This is a genomic window from Amycolatopsis sp. NPDC051903 (assembly GCF_044452505.1).
Taxonomy (GTDB): domain Bacteria; phylum Actinomycetota; class Actinomycetes; order Mycobacteriales; family Pseudonocardiaceae; genus Amycolatopsis.
Window position 1 is genome coordinate 66,095 of the sequence record NZ_JBITBT010000011.1, and the last position, 16,307, is coordinate 82,401.

General features: G+C 72.3%; 18 protein-coding genes. 6 read left to right on the forward strand and 12 right to left on the reverse strand.

The window, feature by feature from the left end; all coding sequences use genetic code 11:
- Positions 1-4: 4 nt before the first annotated feature.
- Positions 5-1,072, reverse strand: coding sequence for a substrate-binding domain-containing protein (locus ACIA77_RS23690; protein ID WP_395888121.1), 1,068 nt, complete (start codon positions 1,070-1,072; stop codon positions 5-7).
- Between the two features lie 439 nt (positions 1,073-1,511).
- Between ACIA77_RS23690 and ACIA77_RS23695 the strand changes: the two genes are divergently transcribed.
- Positions 1,512-2,051 carry a hypothetical protein gene (locus ACIA77_RS23695; protein WP_395888122.1) on the forward strand — a complete coding sequence of 180 codons (540 nt, stop codon included), beginning with the start codon at positions 1,512-1,514 and terminating at the stop codon, positions 2,049-2,051.
- Between the two features lie 37 nt (positions 2,052-2,088).
- Here the strand turns inward: ACIA77_RS23695 and ACIA77_RS23700 are convergent, their stop codons facing one another.
- Positions 2,089-2,211: a hypothetical protein gene (locus ACIA77_RS23700; protein WP_395888123.1), complete on the reverse strand. Its 123-nt coding sequence runs from the start codon at positions 2,209-2,211 to the stop codon at positions 2,089-2,091.
- Between the two features lie 169 nt (positions 2,212-2,380).
- On the opposite strand from ACIA77_RS23700, the gene ACIA77_RS23705 reads away from it, so the two are divergent.
- Positions 2,381-3,112 (forward strand): alpha/beta fold hydrolase, encoded by a 732-nt coding sequence (locus ACIA77_RS23705; RefSeq protein WP_395888124.1) that lies wholly within the window; start codon positions 2,381-2,383, stop codon positions 3,110-3,112.
- An 11-nt stretch (positions 3,113-3,123) separates the two neighbouring features.
- Here ACIA77_RS23705 and ACIA77_RS23710 read toward each other — a convergent pair whose 3' ends face one another.
- Positions 3,124-3,909 carry a helix-turn-helix domain-containing protein gene (locus ACIA77_RS23710; protein WP_395888125.1) on the reverse strand — a complete coding sequence of 262 codons (786 nt, stop codon included), beginning with the start codon at positions 3,907-3,909 and terminating at the stop codon, positions 3,124-3,126.
- 58 nt (positions 3,910-3,967) lie between these two features.
- On the opposite strand from ACIA77_RS23710, the gene ACIA77_RS23715 reads away from it, so the two are divergent.
- Positions 3,968-4,393 (forward strand): alpha/beta fold hydrolase, encoded by a 426-nt coding sequence (locus tag ACIA77_RS23715; RefSeq protein ID WP_395888126.1) that lies wholly within the window; start codon positions 3,968-3,970, stop codon positions 4,391-4,393.
- 86 nt (positions 4,394-4,479) lie between these two features.
- Positions 4,480-4,785: an alpha/beta fold hydrolase gene (locus ACIA77_RS23720; protein WP_395888128.1), complete on the forward strand. Its 306-nt coding sequence runs from the start codon at positions 4,480-4,482 to the stop codon at positions 4,783-4,785.
- Positions 4,786-4,790: 5 nt separating this feature from the next.
- On the opposite strand, the gene ACIA77_RS23725 is transcribed toward ACIA77_RS23720, so the two are convergent.
- From ACIA77_RS23725 to ACIA77_RS23760, 8 genes are all read right to left on the reverse strand, one after another.
- On the reverse strand, positions 4,791-5,474 hold the full coding sequence (locus ACIA77_RS23725) for an SDR family NAD(P)-dependent oxidoreductase (protein WP_395888129.1): 684 nt from the start codon (positions 5,472-5,474) through the stop codon (positions 4,791-4,793).
- Positions 5,471-6,814, reverse strand: a complete 1,344-nt coding sequence (locus ACIA77_RS23730) for an MmgE/PrpD family protein (protein WP_395888130.1) — start codon at positions 6,812-6,814, stop codon at positions 5,471-5,473. Before ACIA77_RS23730 ends, ACIA77_RS23725 begins: the two co-directional genes overlap by 4 nt.
- Before the next feature lie 26 nt (positions 6,815-6,840).
- Positions 6,841-7,830, reverse strand: a complete 990-nt coding sequence (locus ACIA77_RS23735; protein ID WP_395888131.1) for a Bug family tripartite tricarboxylate transporter substrate binding protein — start codon at positions 7,828-7,830, stop codon at positions 6,841-6,843.
- 19 nt (positions 7,831-7,849) lie between these two features.
- Positions 7,850-9,376 (reverse strand): tripartite tricarboxylate transporter permease, encoded by a 1,527-nt coding sequence (locus ACIA77_RS23740; RefSeq protein WP_395888132.1) that lies wholly within the window; start codon positions 9,374-9,376, stop codon positions 7,850-7,852.
- Positions 9,377-9,417: 41 nt separating this feature from the next.
- A complete protein-coding gene (locus ACIA77_RS23745; RefSeq protein ID WP_395888133.1) occupies positions 9,418-9,858 on the reverse strand; it encodes a tripartite tricarboxylate transporter TctB family protein in 441 nt (146 codons plus the stop codon).
- 723 nt (positions 9,859-10,581) lie between these two features.
- Positions 10,582-11,190, reverse strand: coding sequence for an MmgE/PrpD family protein (locus ACIA77_RS23750; RefSeq protein WP_395888134.1), 609 nt, complete (start codon positions 11,188-11,190; stop codon positions 10,582-10,584).
- Entirely contained in the window at positions 11,187-12,530 is a 1,344-nt protein-coding gene (locus tag ACIA77_RS23755; RefSeq protein ID WP_395888135.1) for an MmgE/PrpD family protein, read from the reverse strand. Before ACIA77_RS23755 ends, ACIA77_RS23750 begins: the two co-directional genes overlap by 4 nt.
- Positions 12,531-12,604: 74 nt before the next feature.
- On the reverse strand, positions 12,605-13,510 hold the full coding sequence (locus tag ACIA77_RS23760; RefSeq protein ID WP_395888136.1) for a LysR family transcriptional regulator: 906 nt from the start codon (positions 13,508-13,510) through the stop codon (positions 12,605-12,607).
- Positions 13,511-13,766: 256 nt separating this feature from the next.
- On the opposite strand from ACIA77_RS23760, the gene ACIA77_RS23765 reads away from it, so the two are divergent.
- Together ACIA77_RS23765 and ACIA77_RS23770 are read left to right on the forward strand one after the other, a co-directional pair.
- Positions 13,767-14,636 (forward strand): LLM class F420-dependent oxidoreductase, encoded by an 870-nt coding sequence (locus tag ACIA77_RS23765; protein WP_395888137.1) that lies wholly within the window; start codon positions 13,767-13,769, stop codon positions 14,634-14,636.
- Positions 14,637-14,906: 270 nt separating this feature from the next.
- The gene (locus ACIA77_RS23770) at positions 14,907-15,566 is read left to right on the forward strand and encodes a glycoside hydrolase family 6 protein (RefSeq protein ID WP_395888138.1); all 660 of its coding nucleotides are present in this window, start codon (positions 14,907-14,909) and stop codon (positions 15,564-15,566) included.
- Between the two features lie 26 nt (positions 15,567-15,592).
- Here ACIA77_RS23770 and ACIA77_RS23775 read toward each other — a convergent pair whose 3' ends face one another.
- Positions 15,593-16,135, reverse strand: coding sequence for a hypothetical protein (locus ACIA77_RS23775; protein ID WP_395888139.1), 543 nt, complete (start codon positions 16,133-16,135; stop codon positions 15,593-15,595).
- Positions 16,136-16,307: the final 172 nt, after the last annotated feature.

Consider the following 16,307-nt stretch of genomic DNA (forward strand, 5'->3'; position numbering starts at 1 on the left):
CTCCTCACCGGGTGAGGCCGGCTCGCGCGCACGCGTCGGCAGCGCCCCCGACACAGATCTCGGCGGACGTGGCGAACCCGTCGGCCACGACCGTCGACTTGATGTTCGCCACCGTCACGGCGACCGGCGGCAGCAGCTGCGTGGGCACTTCGTCTCCCGTCGCGTTCTTGACCTTCGGCGCGAAAGGCACCGGCTGTCCGTGCGCGAGAGCGATCGCGACCTTGGCCGCCGCCGCGGTTTCCGCTTTGAGGTTCTTGTAGGTCGTCATGTACTGCGTGCCCTGCACGATTCGCTGGAGCCCCTCGTCGGTCGCGTCGAGTCCGGTGACCGGTGGCACCGGCGAGATGCCGGCCTGGCGCATCGCCGTGATCGCAGCTCCGGCGAGCGTGTCGTTCGCCGCGTAGACCCCGACGATGTCGTGGGCACCGATCTTGGAGATGGCTTGCGTCATCTCCGTGGTGGCGTTGGTCGGCGACCAGCCGTCCGTGTCGTACTCGGCGGCGACCTTGTACGCGGAGTGGTCGAAAACCTCGTGCGCGCCCTGCTTGAAGAACGCTCCGGTCGTGTCCGGCGCCCCGTTGATCATCACGATGTCACCGGAAGCGTGCCCGGCCGCCTGCATCGCCTTGATCATGGCGTTCGCCTGCGTCCGGCCGACTTCGACGTTGTCGAACCCCGTGCGGTACGCCAGCGGGCCACCCGCCGTGCGGTCATACGCGACGGTCGGCACGCCCTTGGCCTTCGCCTCTTGGACGATCGCCGCCGAACTGTCCACATTGGCCGCGTCGAGCACCAGCACCTGCGCGCCCTGCGCGAGCGCCGACTCGGCTTGCTGCTGCTGCTTGTCCGCGGCGTTGGCGGCGTTGAAGTAGAGCACCGTGCAGCCCGGGTCCTGCGCCTTCACCGCCGCCTGGAACAGCGGCCGGTCCTTGGCTTCGTACCGCGGCGTCGTGTTCTCCGGCAGCAGCAGCGCGATCTGGCACCCCGCCGCACTCGACCGAGGCGGCTGCTGCTCCGCCGCACACGCGGCCACCGGCACCACAAGACTCAAACCGATCAACATCGTGGACATGCGGGCTCTCATCATCGACAGCTCCTCTGGCTGACTGGCGCATGCTCTGCGGGGGAGGGAATCCGGGCGGCCGCGGCCCGTTGCTCGCGGAACAGTCTCACCAGCCGGAGCTACTTCTGTCAACGACAGAACATAATCAACCTCAAATTGCGGGGCTTTCTGGTTCAATTTTGTTTGAAATAAGTCTTCTGTGAACATATCTACGGGAGTTTCGCCGGGACTGACCAGCAAGAAATGCCGATGAGCGCGTTCCTCGACAGTCCTCAACGAGGTCGAACGCGCGGGCCGCGCCGAGCTTGTGCCCGCACGGCAGGATCGGCGAAAAGGTCCGCCACGGCAACCCATTCCAACCACCGCACGGAGGTGCACGGCAGCCAGGACAAGGACCTCGTCCGGTGCGGGTGATGTCGCGGTTCGCGCGCGGGAAGAGGGTGGGTGGATGGATTCCGGTGCGGAGGCGGCCTCGTCGCCTGATCGGTCGCGGCCGGTGGCGCGCGGGCGGATCGCGGGGCGCCGGCGCGCGGCCGGGATCTACGGCGCGATCGTGACGGCGGCGATCCTCACGGCGGCCGGCGGCCGGATCCCCACGGGGGCGCTCGCGGTGGCCGTCGTGGTCACGCTCATCGTGTACTGGGCGGCCGAGGAGTACGCCGAGCTGCTCGGGCAGCAGGTGGAGCGCGGGAAGCTGCCGACGGCACGGCACGTGCGGACGGAACTCGCCGTCACGTGGCCCATGGTGAGCGCGTCGTACGGGCCGCTGCTCGCGCTGCTGGTGGCCTGGCTGGCCGGCGCGTCGGACACGTTCGCCGCGAACACCGCGCTCGTGGTGGCCGTCGTGCTGCTCGTCTACCACGCGTGGTCGGCGGGTCGCGCGGCGCAGCTGCGGGGGCGGCAGCTGATCGTCACGACGTGTTCGGCGGCGGTGCTGGGGATCTTGATGATCGTGCTCAAGAACTTCGTGCTGTTGCACCTGCACTGACCACCGGTCCCGGGGCACAACCCCGGACCGGCGCGTCTCAGCTCGCGAACCGGCCGGGCGCCGCGGCACGCGCGGGCAGGCGGCGCGGGTGCGACTGGAGCGTCGCGGCGGCGGCCAGGGTGTCGACGTCGAACAGGTGCTCGGCGCCGGGACGCACCACGCGGCTGCCCGCGGCGAGGACGAGCCGGTCGTACCCCAGCCGCGCGGAGCTGCCGCCGCGACGGAGAACCTCAAGAAACTGGATATTTCATGTCAAGGTTATCCGGAAGCTGTTCTGCACAAGAGAATTCCCGCTCCGCGGCGCTCAGCGGTGATTAACGTGTGCGCCCATGCCAACCTTCGTTCTCGTCCACGGCTCGTGGCACGACGGAACCCTGTGGGCCGACGTCGCCGCCCACCTCACCGAGCAGGGCCACGAGGTCCACTGCCCCACGGTCGCCGGGCACGGTCCCGGCGCCGACCGCGACGTCAGCCACGACGACTGCGTCGCGTCGATCACGACCTACCTCGACGAGCACGAGCTCGCCGACTTCGTCCTGGTCGGCCACAGCTTCGGCGGCAGCGTCATCGCCCGCGTCGCCGAACGCGTGCCCGAGCGGGTGCGGCGGCTGGTCTTCCTCAACGCTTTCGTGCCCGCGAACGGGACCAGCGTCCTGGACAACACCCCGCTCGCCTACCAGGAGCTCTTCCCGCACCTGGCCGCGCAGACGACGGACAACACCGTCATGCTGCCCTTCGAAGTCTGGCGCGACGCGTTCATCGGCGACGCCGACCTGGCGCGAGCGCAGGAGACCTACCGCCTGCTCAGCCCCGAACCGCTGCGCCCGACGGTCGAGAAGCTGGACCTCACGAAGTTCTACGCGCTGACCCACCTCCCCCGCAGCTACGTGCTGTCCGATGAGGACTCGGCGCTCCCGCCCGGCGACCCGGACCACGGGTACCTCGCCAACGCCCGCCGCCTGGGCGCTTTCCGCCTGGTGACCCTCGAAGGTTCACACGAGGTCATGTTCACCAACCCCGCCCTGCTGGCCCGCAAACTCGAGCTCGCCGGCCGGGACTGACCGCGAGAGCGCTACTCCTCGCCGCCCACGTATTCGGTGGGCGTGCAGCCGGTGAGATCGCGGAAATCGCGGTTCAGGTGCGACTGGTCCGCGAATCCGCAGTGGATCGCCAGCTCGGCCCGGGACCGGGCGGTCGGGAGGAGCGCCACGGCGCGGTGCAGGCGCGCGATCCGCCCGACGGTCTTGGGCGAAAGGCCGATCTCCTCGCGGAACCGCGCCGACAGGTGCTGGCGCGTCCAGCCGAGCTCGGCCGCCACCGCGTCGACGCGGACCGGGCCGGCCGTCAGCCGCTGCCACGCCGCGTGCACCGGCCGCGCCAGCGCCGGGCCGGCCAGCACTCGCGGGCGCAGGAAGTCGTCCAGCAGCGCGAACCGCGCGGGCCAGCCGGGGGTGGCGGCGAGCCGTTCGGTCAGCCGCGCGACGTCGCGGCCGAGCAGGTCGGCCGCGCCGACGCCCGTGTTGGCCAGCAGCCGCAGCGGGAGCCCGAACAGCGCGTGCGCGGCGGGCGGCGTCAGCGCGATCGTGATCCCGCGCGCGGGACCGCCCTGGGACACGAGCAGCGGGCGGTCCCGCAGCCCGAGCACTGGCGACGGCGGCAGCGCCCGCACCGGCGCGTCAAGGTCGAGGACGACCGTGATCGCGCCCAACGGCGTCACGCGCCAGGGCATCGCGGCGGCTTGGGGGAAATCGTGCGCTGCGTACGTCAGGACCCCCGGGACGCGCGAGAGCCCGAAGACGTGCCTCCCCTGCGCTCTCGTGACCTCCCCGCGTGGCACGACGAGCGACCACTCCGTCATGCCGCCATCTTACTTTCGTCCAAGACCGGCGGAGGCCGCGCGAACTAGCGTCCGCGCCGTGAAGCGCATCGGCGGGTTCAAGAATCCCGAGGCAGAGCGGCACTATTTCGAGGTCTACGAGCGCGCGATGCGGGAGTGCCCGCCCCCGGAAGAGGTGCTCGACGTCCCGTGCCGCCACGGCACCACCCGGGTGTACCGGTTCGGCACCGGCGAACACCCCGTCGTACTCCTGCCGGGGCTCCTGGCCACCTCCGCCTGCTACGCACCGCTGATCCCGGCGCTCGCGGACCGCGGTCCGGTCTACGCCGTCGACACGCTCGGCGAAGCCGGGCGCAGTGTGCAGACCGCCCCGTTCACCGGTGTCGGCGATCGGGCCCGCGGGCTGGACGACGTCCTGGCCGTGCTCGGGCTGCGCGAAGTCCACCTCGTCGGCGGCTCGGTGTTTTCTGCCTCGGCTCCGCCGCGGCGGCGAGATCGCCTTTGAGCCGGTGTTTGGCTCGAGCGGTCGGATCGGCCGGGGGCCGATCGCACCGCCCGAGCCAAACACCGGCGCGATCTCGCGTTGTGGTTGTGGCGGGACAGGACATCTTCGACCAGCCCGCGGCGCAGGTCATCGTCGCCGGAATTCGCGCTTACCGCACCCGGATCCCGTTCCAGACCTGCCCGCGGGAAGCCGATCTGCGCGCGATCCGGATTCCCGTCCGCGCGCTGTTCGGCGGCCGCAGCGTCGTCCACGACCCGGTCGCCGCCGCGGCGAAGCTCCGGAGGCTGCTCCCCCACGCCGACGTCGAGGTCCTGCCCGGAGCGAGCCACTACCTCTACCTCAGGCCCGAAGACCGCAGGCACGTGCTGGACGTGATCAGCGCGCCGGGCTGAGCCCGTCACCCCTCCGGCGGCCCCACGGCGATCAGCTGCCCGTTCACGTGGTCCGCGGCCGGGGACGCGAGGAAGGCGACCGTCGCGGCCACGCGGTCGCGGCGCAGCGCCGACTCGGCCGCGTCGGGGGCGTTCATCTTGCCCGGGGACACGGCGTTCACGGTGATCCCCTCGGCGGCATACGCGGCGGCGAGCGCCTTGGTCAGCCCGACGACCCCGTGTTTGGCCGCCGACAGGTGCACCCGCGCCGGGTCGCCGCGCAGCGCGTTCGCGCCGATCATCGACACGATGCGGCCACCGCCGGCCCGGCGCAGATGAGGCAGGGCGACGTGGGCGCAGTGGAAGGCGCCGTCGAGCGTCACCGAGCGCACGGCGGCCCACTCGGCGAGGGTCAGCTCGTCGAACGGGACCCGGGTGCGTAGCGCGGCGTTGTTCACCAGCACCCGCACCGGCCCGAGTTCCGCGGCACGCGCCACGGTGTCCGTGACGGCGGCGGGATCGGCGACGTCCGCGACCAGCCCGAGCGCCGGCACCCCGAGCGCGGCGATCTCGTCCGCGGTCCGCTGCGCCGTCTCGCCGTCCGAACCGGCCGTGACCACCACCCCGAACCCGTCGCGGGCCAGCGCCAGCGCGATCGCGCGGCCGAGGTTGCGCACGCCACCGGTGACGATCGCGATCGGCGGGGTCACGACGCCGCCCCCGTCCGCCGGACGAGATCCGCGAAGTCGGCGAGCTCACCGGCTCGCCAGCACTGCTCGAGCAGCTCCTGGGCCGGGTCCGCGCCGAGGAGCGGGCCCGCGCTGTCGAGGAACTTCGCGTCGAGGTCCTCGTCCGGCAGCGGATTGTCCGGCGTGCCGCGGTTGTCGGCCACGGTTTCGGTGAACCGCCGGCCGTCGGTGGTCGTGACGGTGACGACCGCGGCTCGTTTGCTCAAGCTCGGATCGGCCACCACGGTGACGCGCTCGCGCACCTCGGCGAGCACCGGATCGGTCGCGCCGGCGTCGGTGAAGTGCTCGAGCCCGGGCCGCTGGGCCACCAGGGCCACCGCCGCCCCGTGGGTGAGGCTGAACTTCGCGTCGAGCCCCGTGCGCGGCCGCACCTTCCCGGTCACGGTCGCGGCGTACGGGTGCACACGAGCCTCCACTTCGGACACCTCCGAAGCCGTGAAACCGTGCTGTGCGCGCAGCATCCGGATCGCGTCGAGCGTGGGATGGGTGAGCGAGCCGCTCGGGTAGGCCTTGTAGCCGTTGGCGAGCAGGTGCCACGTTTCGCGCAGCCCCTCGGTGAGCAGGTCCGGCTTCGGCGCCGGCGAAAGCACCGCCAGGAACCCGCGCTCGCCCTCCAGGACGTCGAACGACGACGTGAAGCCCTCGGCCGCGGCCAGCCCCGCCAGCAGGCCGTCCATCGCGGCTTTGCCGGGGTGCAAGGCTTTTCCGTCGGTGCCGTAGACGTTCTTGAGTCCGGCGGCCTGCGTGCCTGCCGTGCCGAACGCCTGCGCCGTCGCGTCCGGCGTGAGGCCGAGCAGGTTCGCCGCGGCGGCCGCGGCCCCGAGGTGCCCGGTCGTGCCGGTGACGTGCCAGCCCGCCTCGTAGTGCTCCGGCCCGGCGGCCAGCCCGACGCGGGTTTCCGTCTCGAACCCGGCGACGAACGCAGCCAGCGCTCGCGCACCGGACACGGGAGACTGCTCGGCCGCCGCGAAGACCACCGGCCACACCGGGGCGGAGCCGTGCACGGTCGTGCCGCCGGGGTTGAACGTGTCGTCGTAGTCTTCGACGTGCGACGCGAACCCGTTCACCAGCGCGGCGAACGGCGCCGAAGCCCGTTCACCGCGGCCGATCAGCGTGGTGTCACCGGGGCCGACGCGCCCGGCCACGCGCACCAGCGCCCCGGTCCCGGTGGCGTGCGCGCCCGCGAGCGCGCAGGCCAGCCAGTCGACCAGCGCGCGCCGGGCTTCGTGCACCACCGCCTCCGGCAGGTCGTCGTACGCCAGAGCCGACGCGAACGCCGCCAGCGACCGGGTTTCGTCCACCGTGTGCCTCTCTTCGTCGTGATGCGTCACCGGGAAGCCAGCCCCAGCTGGTCCACCAGGTTCTTCAGCGAAGCCTGCTGCTGCGCGAGGTAGGTCCGGAACTGGTTCGCATCGAGGAACTTCGTCACGTCACCGTCCGTCTCGGCGTACTTCTTCCAGTCGGGCCGGGTGCTGAGCTTGCGCAGCAGGTCCTGGTAGTAGGCCACGGTCTGCGCCGGCATGTCCGGCGGGCCCACGAAACCGCGGAACTCCTCGGGCAGCCCGGCGCTCGGCACGCCCTCCTCGGCCAGCGTCGGGACGTTCGGCAGAGCCGGGAGCCGCTTGTCGCCGACCGCCCCGATCACCCGGATCTTCCCGGCCCGCACCTGCTCGCTGAAGTCGCCCGTGGAGCCGATCATCATCTGCGCGTCACCCCGCAGCAGCGCCGCGATGCGCTGCCCGCTGTCGGCGAACGTCAGGAAGCTCCACTTGGTCTTCGTCCGGGCCTGCAGGGCCTGTCCGGTGAGCGAGTCGGTCGCGGTCACCGAACCCCCGACCTGCACGAGGCTGTCGGGGTGGGTGCGCGCGTCGGCGATGAAATCGGCCGCGGTGCGGTACTTCGAGTCCGCCCGCACCGCCATCACCTGCGGCTCGACGAGCAACCCCGCGATCGGCTGCACGTCGGCGATGGACACCGCGGCCCCGTCGAGCGTCAACGGGGTGACGAGCCACGTCGGGGTGATGGCCGCGACGCTGTCCTCCCGGCCGCGCCGGCTCTTGAGGTAGGACATCGCGCCGATGCCTGAACCCGCCGTCTCGTTGCGGACCGGCCAGTTGCCGTCGATCAGCTTGTCGTCCTGGAGCATCTTCACGACCTGCCGGGCGAACACGTCACTGCCCCCGCCCGGTCCGGTGTGGACCACGACCTCGCTGCGGCTCGGCACCCCGTTCGCGGAGTGCCGCTGCGCGATCCCGCAGCCGCTCAGCAGAAGCGTCACCGCCGCGAGGCAGGCGCCCAGTCTCGTCGAAGTGCGCATGGGATCTCCTCTCTCGCGTTCAGTGGGTCGCCACGGGCTGCGGCGCCCCGGCTCGCATCGCGCGGCGCCGCCGCTGCCCGGTCACGGCCAAGGCGATCGCCGCGACCACGGCCACGCCGAGGATCGCCGCGGCGATGGGCCGCTGCACGAAGATCAGCGGACTGTTCTTCGACAGCACCAGCGACTGGCGCACCGCGTTCTCCGCCATGGGCCCGAGCACGAACGCCATGAGCATCGGCGCGGCCGGCACTCCCAGCTTCCGGAACACGTAGCCGACCACCCCGAAGACGGCGAGCAGCGACACGTCGAACATGGAGCTGCGGATGCTGTACACGCCGACCACGGCCAGCACCAGGATCGCCGGGTAGAGCACCCAGTAGGGCACCTTCAGCAGCTTCACCCAGATCGGGATCATCGGCAGGTTCAGGATCAGCAGCGCGACGTTGCCGATGTAGAGGCTCGCGATCACCGGCCAGCCGATCTCCGGGTGCTCGGTGAACAGCAGCGGCCCGGGCTGCAGGCCGTACAGCAGCAGCGCGGCGAGCATCACGGCGGTGCTCGCCGTGCCGGGCAGGCCCAGGGTCAGCAACGGGATCATCGCGCCGCCGGATTCGGAGTTGTTCGCCGCCTCCGGCCCGGCCACCCCCTCCATCGCGCCCTTGCCGAACCGCTCCGGGGTCCGGGAGGTGCGCTTGACCAGCGTGTACGACAGGAACGACGCGACGGTCGAGCCGCCGCCGGGCAGCGCGCCGACGAGGAAGCCCAGCACCGAGCCGAGCGTGATGGCGCCCCGGCTCTGGCGCAGGTCGGCCCGGCTGGGCAGCAGCTCGCGGAACTTCGACGGCATGCTGAACAGGGGCCGCCCGGCCGCCTTTTCGACGTTGACCAACACCTCCGCGACCGCGAACAGGCCGACGGACAGCGTGATGAACTCGATGCCGTCCGACATCGTGACGCTGCCGAACGTGAGCCGCTGCTGCCCGGTGAACAGGTCGATGCCCACAGTGGACAGGAGCAGGCCGAGCCCCATGGAGATGAAGCCCTTCAACGGGGACTCGCTCGCCATCATGATCACCAGCAGCAGCGCGAACGCCATCAGCGCGGCGTACTCCGGCGGGCCGAAGTCCACGGCGAGCTGGGCCACGAACGGGGCCGCGAACGTCAGCGCGACCACGCCGACCGTGCTGGCGATGAAGCCGGAGATCGCGGACATGCCCATGGCGGGCCCCGCTCTGCCCTTCTTCGCGAGTTCGTGGCCGTCGATGCAGAGCACCACGGACGACGGTTCCGTCGGGATGTTCAGCAGGATCGCCGTGGTCGACCCGGCGAACTTCGCGCCGTGGTAGATGCCGGCCATGAGGATCAGGCCGGTGGCGGGTTCGAGGCTCGTGGTCAGCGGCAGCAGGATCGCGAGCGTCGCGGGCGGGCCGAGGCCGGGCAGGATGCCGACGAGCGTGCCCACCACGACGCCGACCGCCACCCAGAACAGGTTCGTCGGGGTGAGCGCGGCGGCGAAGCCGTCGAGCAGGTTGTGCAGAGCGCCCATGGAACTCTCCTTTGAGACCAGGCGGGGACAGGAGGGCGGGATCAGGCGGGGAACAGCACCGATTCGGGCAGTTCGACCCCCAGCACCACCGAGAACAGCAGGTACACCAGCGCCGGCACGAGCACGACCGCCAGCACCGGCCGGAACCCGCGGATCCGTTCCACGCCGAACACCAGGAACGCGACCAGCGCCGCCATCGCGGGCGCGAACCCGAACAGCACCAGCAGCGGGATCGACACCACGAACGCCAGCCACACCGTGACGACGCGCCGGAACCCCTTCGGATCAGTGGTTTCGGCGTCGTCCTTCGGCTCCGCGCGGGGCGGCCGGACGATCGTCACGACCGCCAGCCAGACCCCGAGCACGACCAGCAACGCCGCGATCAGATCCGGGAACAGCCCCGGCCCCGGCTGGCCGCTCTTGCCGAACTTCGCGAGCCCCGCGGCATCCACCAGCGCCGCGACGCCGACCGCGACGGACACGACCCCGAACACCAGCTGGCCGATCGCGGAGCGGTCCAGCCGGCGTGACGCACCAGCGGGGGCACTCTCAACGGCTGAGCCGGCGGTTTCGCCGGGTTCGGAGCTGTCAGGAGCTGCGCCCTCTGAATCGCCCGTGGCATCCGTAGCGACGTCAGCCGTCGAGGTCGCGGCTTCCTCACCTCCGACACCGCCGGGGGCTTCGGAAACGCCTGACCGCGCCGAGCCCTCCGGAGCACCGATGCTCGCGGCTGCGGCGCCTTCGAGCGAAGAGGTCACGGCTTCGCCGGGTGCGAAGCCATCACGAGCTGCGCTCTCTGAATCGCCCGCGGCATCCGTGGCGACGCCGGCCGTCGAGGCGGCGACCGCCGTGCGCCCGGCGCCTCCGCCGGCCGAAGTCGCAGCTTCCCCACGTCCGACACCGCCGGGGGCTCCGGAAAGGCCTGACCGCGCCGAGCCCTCCGGAGCGCCGACGCTCGCCGCCGCGACGCTTCCGGCGGGCGCTGCCACGCGTCCGGAGCCGCCGGCCTCGGGCGAGGCCGCCGGACTCCCGGACCCAGCGCCGTCGGCTGCGCCACCGCGGGTGGCGACCTCCGGACTTCCGACGTCGCCGGTGGCGGCCGGGGGTTCTGTCCTCATCGGACTGTCCCCGCGGGCTCCCGGGCTGCGCTGCACAGGTTCCTCGCTGCTCACCGTGTCCTCGCCTTCTCGGTTCTGCTCGTGCGGCTATCGCGGCGCCGACATCAGGGCGTACATCCCGCGCCGGCCCGCCAGTGGGTCTTCGGCGGCGGTGAAACCGTTGCGGGCCAGCAACGCCGCCTCCACGCCCGTCGCGGCGGCGCGGCCGACCTGCACCGCGCCGACGGGCGTGCCGGCCACGGCTTCGAGGCCCGAGGCCTGGGTGGCGGCGATCCCGATGGCGTACCGCAGCGCGGAGTCGCGCAGGCCGAGCACGCGGGCGGCGCCGGCGGCGGCGCCGACCAGCCCGGCCGTCGTCTCGAGGCACCAGCCGGCCGCGACGTGCTGCGGTCCCAGCGACGACGCGACCGCTTGCGCCACAACGGATCCGGCGGCCACCGCGTCGGCTGAACCGTCCAGTGCGGCAACGGCCGCCACCACCGCGGCCCACTCGACCGCCGGGCGCAGGTTCGCCGCCGCGCTGCCGAACAGCCAGGCGCGGCCGGTCGGGCGGGCCGCCGACGCGCCCAGCACCTGCCGCAGCGTCGGGTCCGGCTCGGCCGCGCGGACCTGCGCCACGGCCGCACCCGCGGCCTCGACCGCCGCGTCGTCAACCGGCGCGTGCACCAGTTCCAGCACCGCATCCGTCCCGATCACTTCGCCACCTCCGGTCGCACTGCCTCGATCACCGCGTCGATCCCGGAAGCCGCCTCGAGGCCGTCGACGGCCTCGGCGATCTTGCGGGCCGCGCCGGCGCCCAGAACCGGCTCCACCAGCCGGTCCACTTTGGTGAACAGCTCGTCGTCGGTCAGCGGGCGGGCCAGGCTGCCGCGCGCGTGCTCGACGTGGACCACCACCGGATCGGCGCCGGTCCGGATGACGCTGATCGTCGCCGAATCGCGGGGGCAGGCGGGATCGGGCACGAGCTCCGTGATCGCCCGCAGCCGGGCGACGTCGTCGTCGGTCGCGCGCTCGTCGGAGAACTGCCGCAGGCCGACCTCGCCGTCGAGCAGCCCGACGGCCGCGGCGTGCCGCGCGCTGAACCGCGCCTGCAGGCCGTCGGCGGGCTGCAGCCGGCCCATCAGCTCGGGCACCAGCCGGTGGCAGCGGATCTCGACCGCCGTGATCGCGGCCGGGTCCCCGACCTGCGGCGACGCGCCGATCGCCGCGTCGATCGCGGGGTGCGCCACGATCCCGCACGGATAGGGCTTGAAGGCGTTGTGCTCCAGCTCCCAGGTGCCGTCCCAGTCGCGGCGCAGCTCGTCGTAGTCGGGTTCCGAGAACACCGGCAGCACCCCGCCGGTGCCCAGCGGGTCCTCGTCCGTGGTGAGCCCGGCGGCGGCCAGCCGGGCGGCGAACAAGCCCACCGCGGCGGCCTTGCCCGGGTGCAGGGGTTTCGTCATCGAGCCGAACGCCTCGCGCTGCCCCAGCGTGCCCGTCGCCGCGATGCCCAGCGCGTGGCCGAGCTGCGCGGAGTCCAGGCCGAGCAAGTGCGCGGCGGCGACGGCCGCGCCGAACACGCCGCACGTGCCGGTGATGTGCCAGCCGCGGTCGTAGTGGCTGGGCGAGATCGCGATCCCGATCCGCAGCTGCGCTTCGCAGCCGAGCGCGAACGCCTTCAGCGCGGCAGCGCCGTCCGGCCCGGTCTCGGGCGCCAGCGCGAACACCGCGGCGAGCACGGCCGCACCGGGGTGGATCACGGTGGCGAGGTGCGTGTCGTCGAAGTCGTCGAGGTGCGCGGCGGTGCCGGTGACGGTCGCCGCCCACTCCGGGTCGAGCAGCTCCGGGCGACCGGGGACCGGCACGGCTCCGGTGGCGCCGAGCTCGGCCGCGGTCGCCAGCAAGGCCTCGACGGCCGGGGTGCGGGCCGCTCCGATGGCCGTGCCGAGCACGTTGAGCAGGCTGCGCCGGGCGGCCCGCGACACCGCTTCCGGAAGCGGGGCGTCCGCCGCCTTCTGCACGTGCGCGCAGAAGACTTGCGTCGTTACGAATGGCATGCGGGGAGTTTTCAACGCCGCCGGAGCCCGAACAACGACACCGGCACCTCGAACCGTTGCGTTTGGTGCAAAGATCAGGAAGGGCTGCCCTGAGCCACCGCGACCTTGGCCAGCGCCCGCACCATGGTGCCGACGGCCGACTTCTTCGGGTGGGCCAGGAAGATCGTCCGGTGGCCCGCTTCGTCGTCGAGCGGGATCCGCGCGACCCGGGGATGGTGGTGGTCGGCCATCCGGCCCGGCACCACCGACACGCCCAGGCCCGCGCCCACCATCGACTCGACGACGAACGGGTCGCTGCCCTCCACCGCGATCCGCGGCACGAACCCGGCGCGGGCGCACGCGTTGGCCAGGTGCGTGCGGCTGCTGGACCCGGGCGCCATCGCGACGAACGGCCGGTCCCACGCCTTGCGCAGGTGCACCGAGCCGCGGGCGGCGAGCGGGTCGTCCGCCGGCACCGCGAGCAGCAGCGGCTCGGTGAACAGCGGCAGCACCACCACGTCCGGATCGGTGGGCAAGGTGGAGCAGAAGACCACGTCGGCGTCGCCGCGCAGCAGGCGCGTCACGACCTCCGTCGACGAGGTCTGATGGCAGCGGAACCGCAGCTCGGGGTGCTTTTCGAGCACGCGGGCCAGCACCGTCGGGACGAACCCGAGCCCGAGCGAGTACGTGTGCGCGATCCGCAGCACCTGCGTCGGATCGCCGGACTCGGCCCGCGTCGTGGCGATGGCGGCCGAGCGGGCGCGCAGGACCGTGTTCGCCTCCTGCCTCAGGACGTGCCCGGCGTGGCGCAGCCGCACCCGGCGCCCGGCCTGTTCGACGAGCTCGACGCCCAGCTTGCGCTCCAGCCCGTGCACGATGCGCTGCACCGTCGCGGTGCTGATCCCCAGCTCCTCACCGGCGCGCGCGAAGTGCTCACGCCGCGCGAAGGCGAGGAAAATCTCCAGGTCGTGGAAGGACACGTCGTCGGCACCGTCGATCACCCTCCTTTTCTACTCGACCAGGGTGCGGGAGTGCGTGACCCGACCACCCGGCCGGGGTGGCGGACGGCGGGTCGTTCGCCAGGGGCAAGGCGCCGGAGCCTTCACCACCCGGCGCGTGACTCCACAGTGGACCCTCAAGACCAGGCGGTTGAGGCTTCACCGGGTTTCCGCACCGGCTCGATGGCCGGTAACCGCCGCCTCGGCACCAGGCAGATCGTCGTGCCGTTGACAGCCCGATTTGTGCCATGCTGGTGCGATGCAGGTCGGTCTGCACGCTCTGGGGATCGGCGCGGGTGCGCGCCGGCCCGTCATCGACGCCGTGGCCACCGCGGCGGAATCGGGCGGTTTCGCCACGCTGTGGTCGGGCGAACACGTCGTGATGGTCGACGACGGCTCGTCGCGCTACCCGTACTCCGCCGACGGGCGGATCGCCGTGCCGGCGGCGGCCGACTGGCTCGACCCGGTGGTGGGCCTCAGCTTCATCGCCGCGGCCACGTCGACGATCGGCCTCGCCACGGGCGTTCTGCTGCTGCCGGAACACAACCCGATCGTCGTCGCCAAGCAGGCGGCGAGCCTCGACCTGCTCTCCGGCGGCCGGCTCACCCTCGGCGTCGGCGTGGGCTGGTCGCGCGAGGAGTTCGACGCGCTCGGCGTGCCGTTCGAGCGGCGTGCCTCGCGGACCGAAGAGTACGTCGCCGCGATGCGCACGGTGTGGCGCGACGACGTCGCGTCGTTCGACGGCGAGTTCGTCCGCTTCGACTCCGTGCGCGTCAACCCGAAACCCACCCGGGCCGCCGCGATCCCGATCGTGTTCGGCGGCAACAGCGACTCGGCCCTGCGCCGCGCGGCCGCCCACGGCGACGGCTGGTACGGCTTCAACCTCGACGACGTCGGCCACGTCACCGACCGCGTCGGCTTCCTGCGCGCGCAGTGCCGGGAGATCGGCCGCGACTTCGCGCAGCTGCGCGTCGCCGTCGCCCTGCGCGACCCGCGGCCCGGCGACGTCCCGAAACTCGCCGAACTCGGCCTGGACGAACTGGTGATCGTCGACGGCCCGCCCGAGGACCCGGCGCTCGCCGCCGAGTGGGTCGCCGCCTTGGCCGGACGCTGGCTGCCCGCCACATGACGCGGAGCGCGCCGGTTCCCGGCGTGGTCGCGGCCGTCGCGCTGGTGACGGCGCTAAACGGCGTGCGGACCGCAAGCGAGCGCGATCGACCCACCGGCGCGCGGCGAAGCGCCGGCGCTGTTCGACGGCACCGCCGGCCTCTACGTCGATCCGGACAACCCCGCGGCGGAGTGGCTGCGCACGGCCCCTCCCGGCCCCGCGGCCGACGCCATCCGCCGCGCGATCGCCGGGAAACCCGCCGCCGTCCTGATCGCCTCGCCCGCCGCGGACGTGGCGGCCCGGGCCCGCGCGATCGTCTCCGCAGCGGCTTCGGCGAACGAACTCCCGGTCCTGCTCGCCGACGCCGGCCGCGGCGGTGCCTGCGCGTCCGGGTACGCGCGGTGGTTCGGCGAGCTCGCGAACGCGATCGGGGGCGCCCGGGCCCTGGTCGTCGTGCACACGGGCCCGGACTGCCCGGCCGCGCCGCACGTCGTCGCCGACTCCGTGCCCGCCCTCGCCCGGGCCTCCCACGCCAGGGTTCTGCTCGACGTCGGCGCTGCCCCGTCTCCGGCCGCGGCAGCGAACCTGGCCGCGGCGGGCGGCCCCGACGTCGACGGCGTGGCCCTCAACGTCGGCGGCTACGCCCCCGACAACACGGCCACCGCCACCGCGCAAGCGATCCAGCGCGCCCTGCACACCCGCACCGGCCGCGACGGCTGCCTGACCGTGATCGACAGCAGCCGCAACGGCGCCGCCGTCTCCGGCGCGTGCAACCCCGCCGGCGCACGCGTCGGCCTCTCCCTCGAGCTCCCCTTCGACCTCACCCAGCCCCACCAGCTGTGGCTGACCACCCCCGGCCTCTCGGACGGCCCGTGCGGCACCGCCCCGGCGAGCCGCGCCGGCGAGTTCACCCCGGACCTGGCTCTCGCCCTCGCGAAACGACCTGGCTGACGGAGCACCGTCGCGGCCGGGCCGGCTCAGAACAACCCGGTCCGACAGGTGGATTCGGCCTGGTAGCAATCAGCGAATCCGGTGACGTCGTGATCATCGTCGATGGCGAAAACCTCCAGGTCCTGGATTCCGCCCGCGACCCCGGCGGTCTGGCTGACCGTTCCGATCGGATAAGTGTGGTCAGCCGCCGGGCGGAGGCAGCCACTCGACGGAAACCGGAACGGATCTGTCACGACGGTGGAACCCTGGTACCCGGCAATCAGCACATGGGCGCACTCCCCGCCTTTGACGAAAAGTTTGACGTTGGCCAAGGTGACGGTCTTCAATGAGGACGACCAAGCCAGCGTCCCCGTGGCGGTCGCGGCCGTCGCACCGGCACCGCCACTGTGGACCGCCTTCGCGACAAACGCCGACGGAGCGGCCGATGCGACTCCGGTCGCCCCCATCGCCAGCGTTACCGCGATTCCCAAGCCGATTCCAATGCGAGCAAGCTTCCCCATCACGAAACTCCTCCCCATCGAGCTCATTACCCGGAAAATCGTCGCGCGATAGCACAGCGAAAAGAACACCGCCACAGGTTTACCGGTGGCCGAAATACCCATAGATGATCAGATGTCAAGGGCGACGCGGAGATGCCGCCGAAGGGCAGAAGTAGCCGCTCGATGATCCCCCATTTTCGTCAACGTTGTCCCCCGCTGTTGGCGCTCGAACGAGTTTGCCACGACAATGCAGGAGCGAACG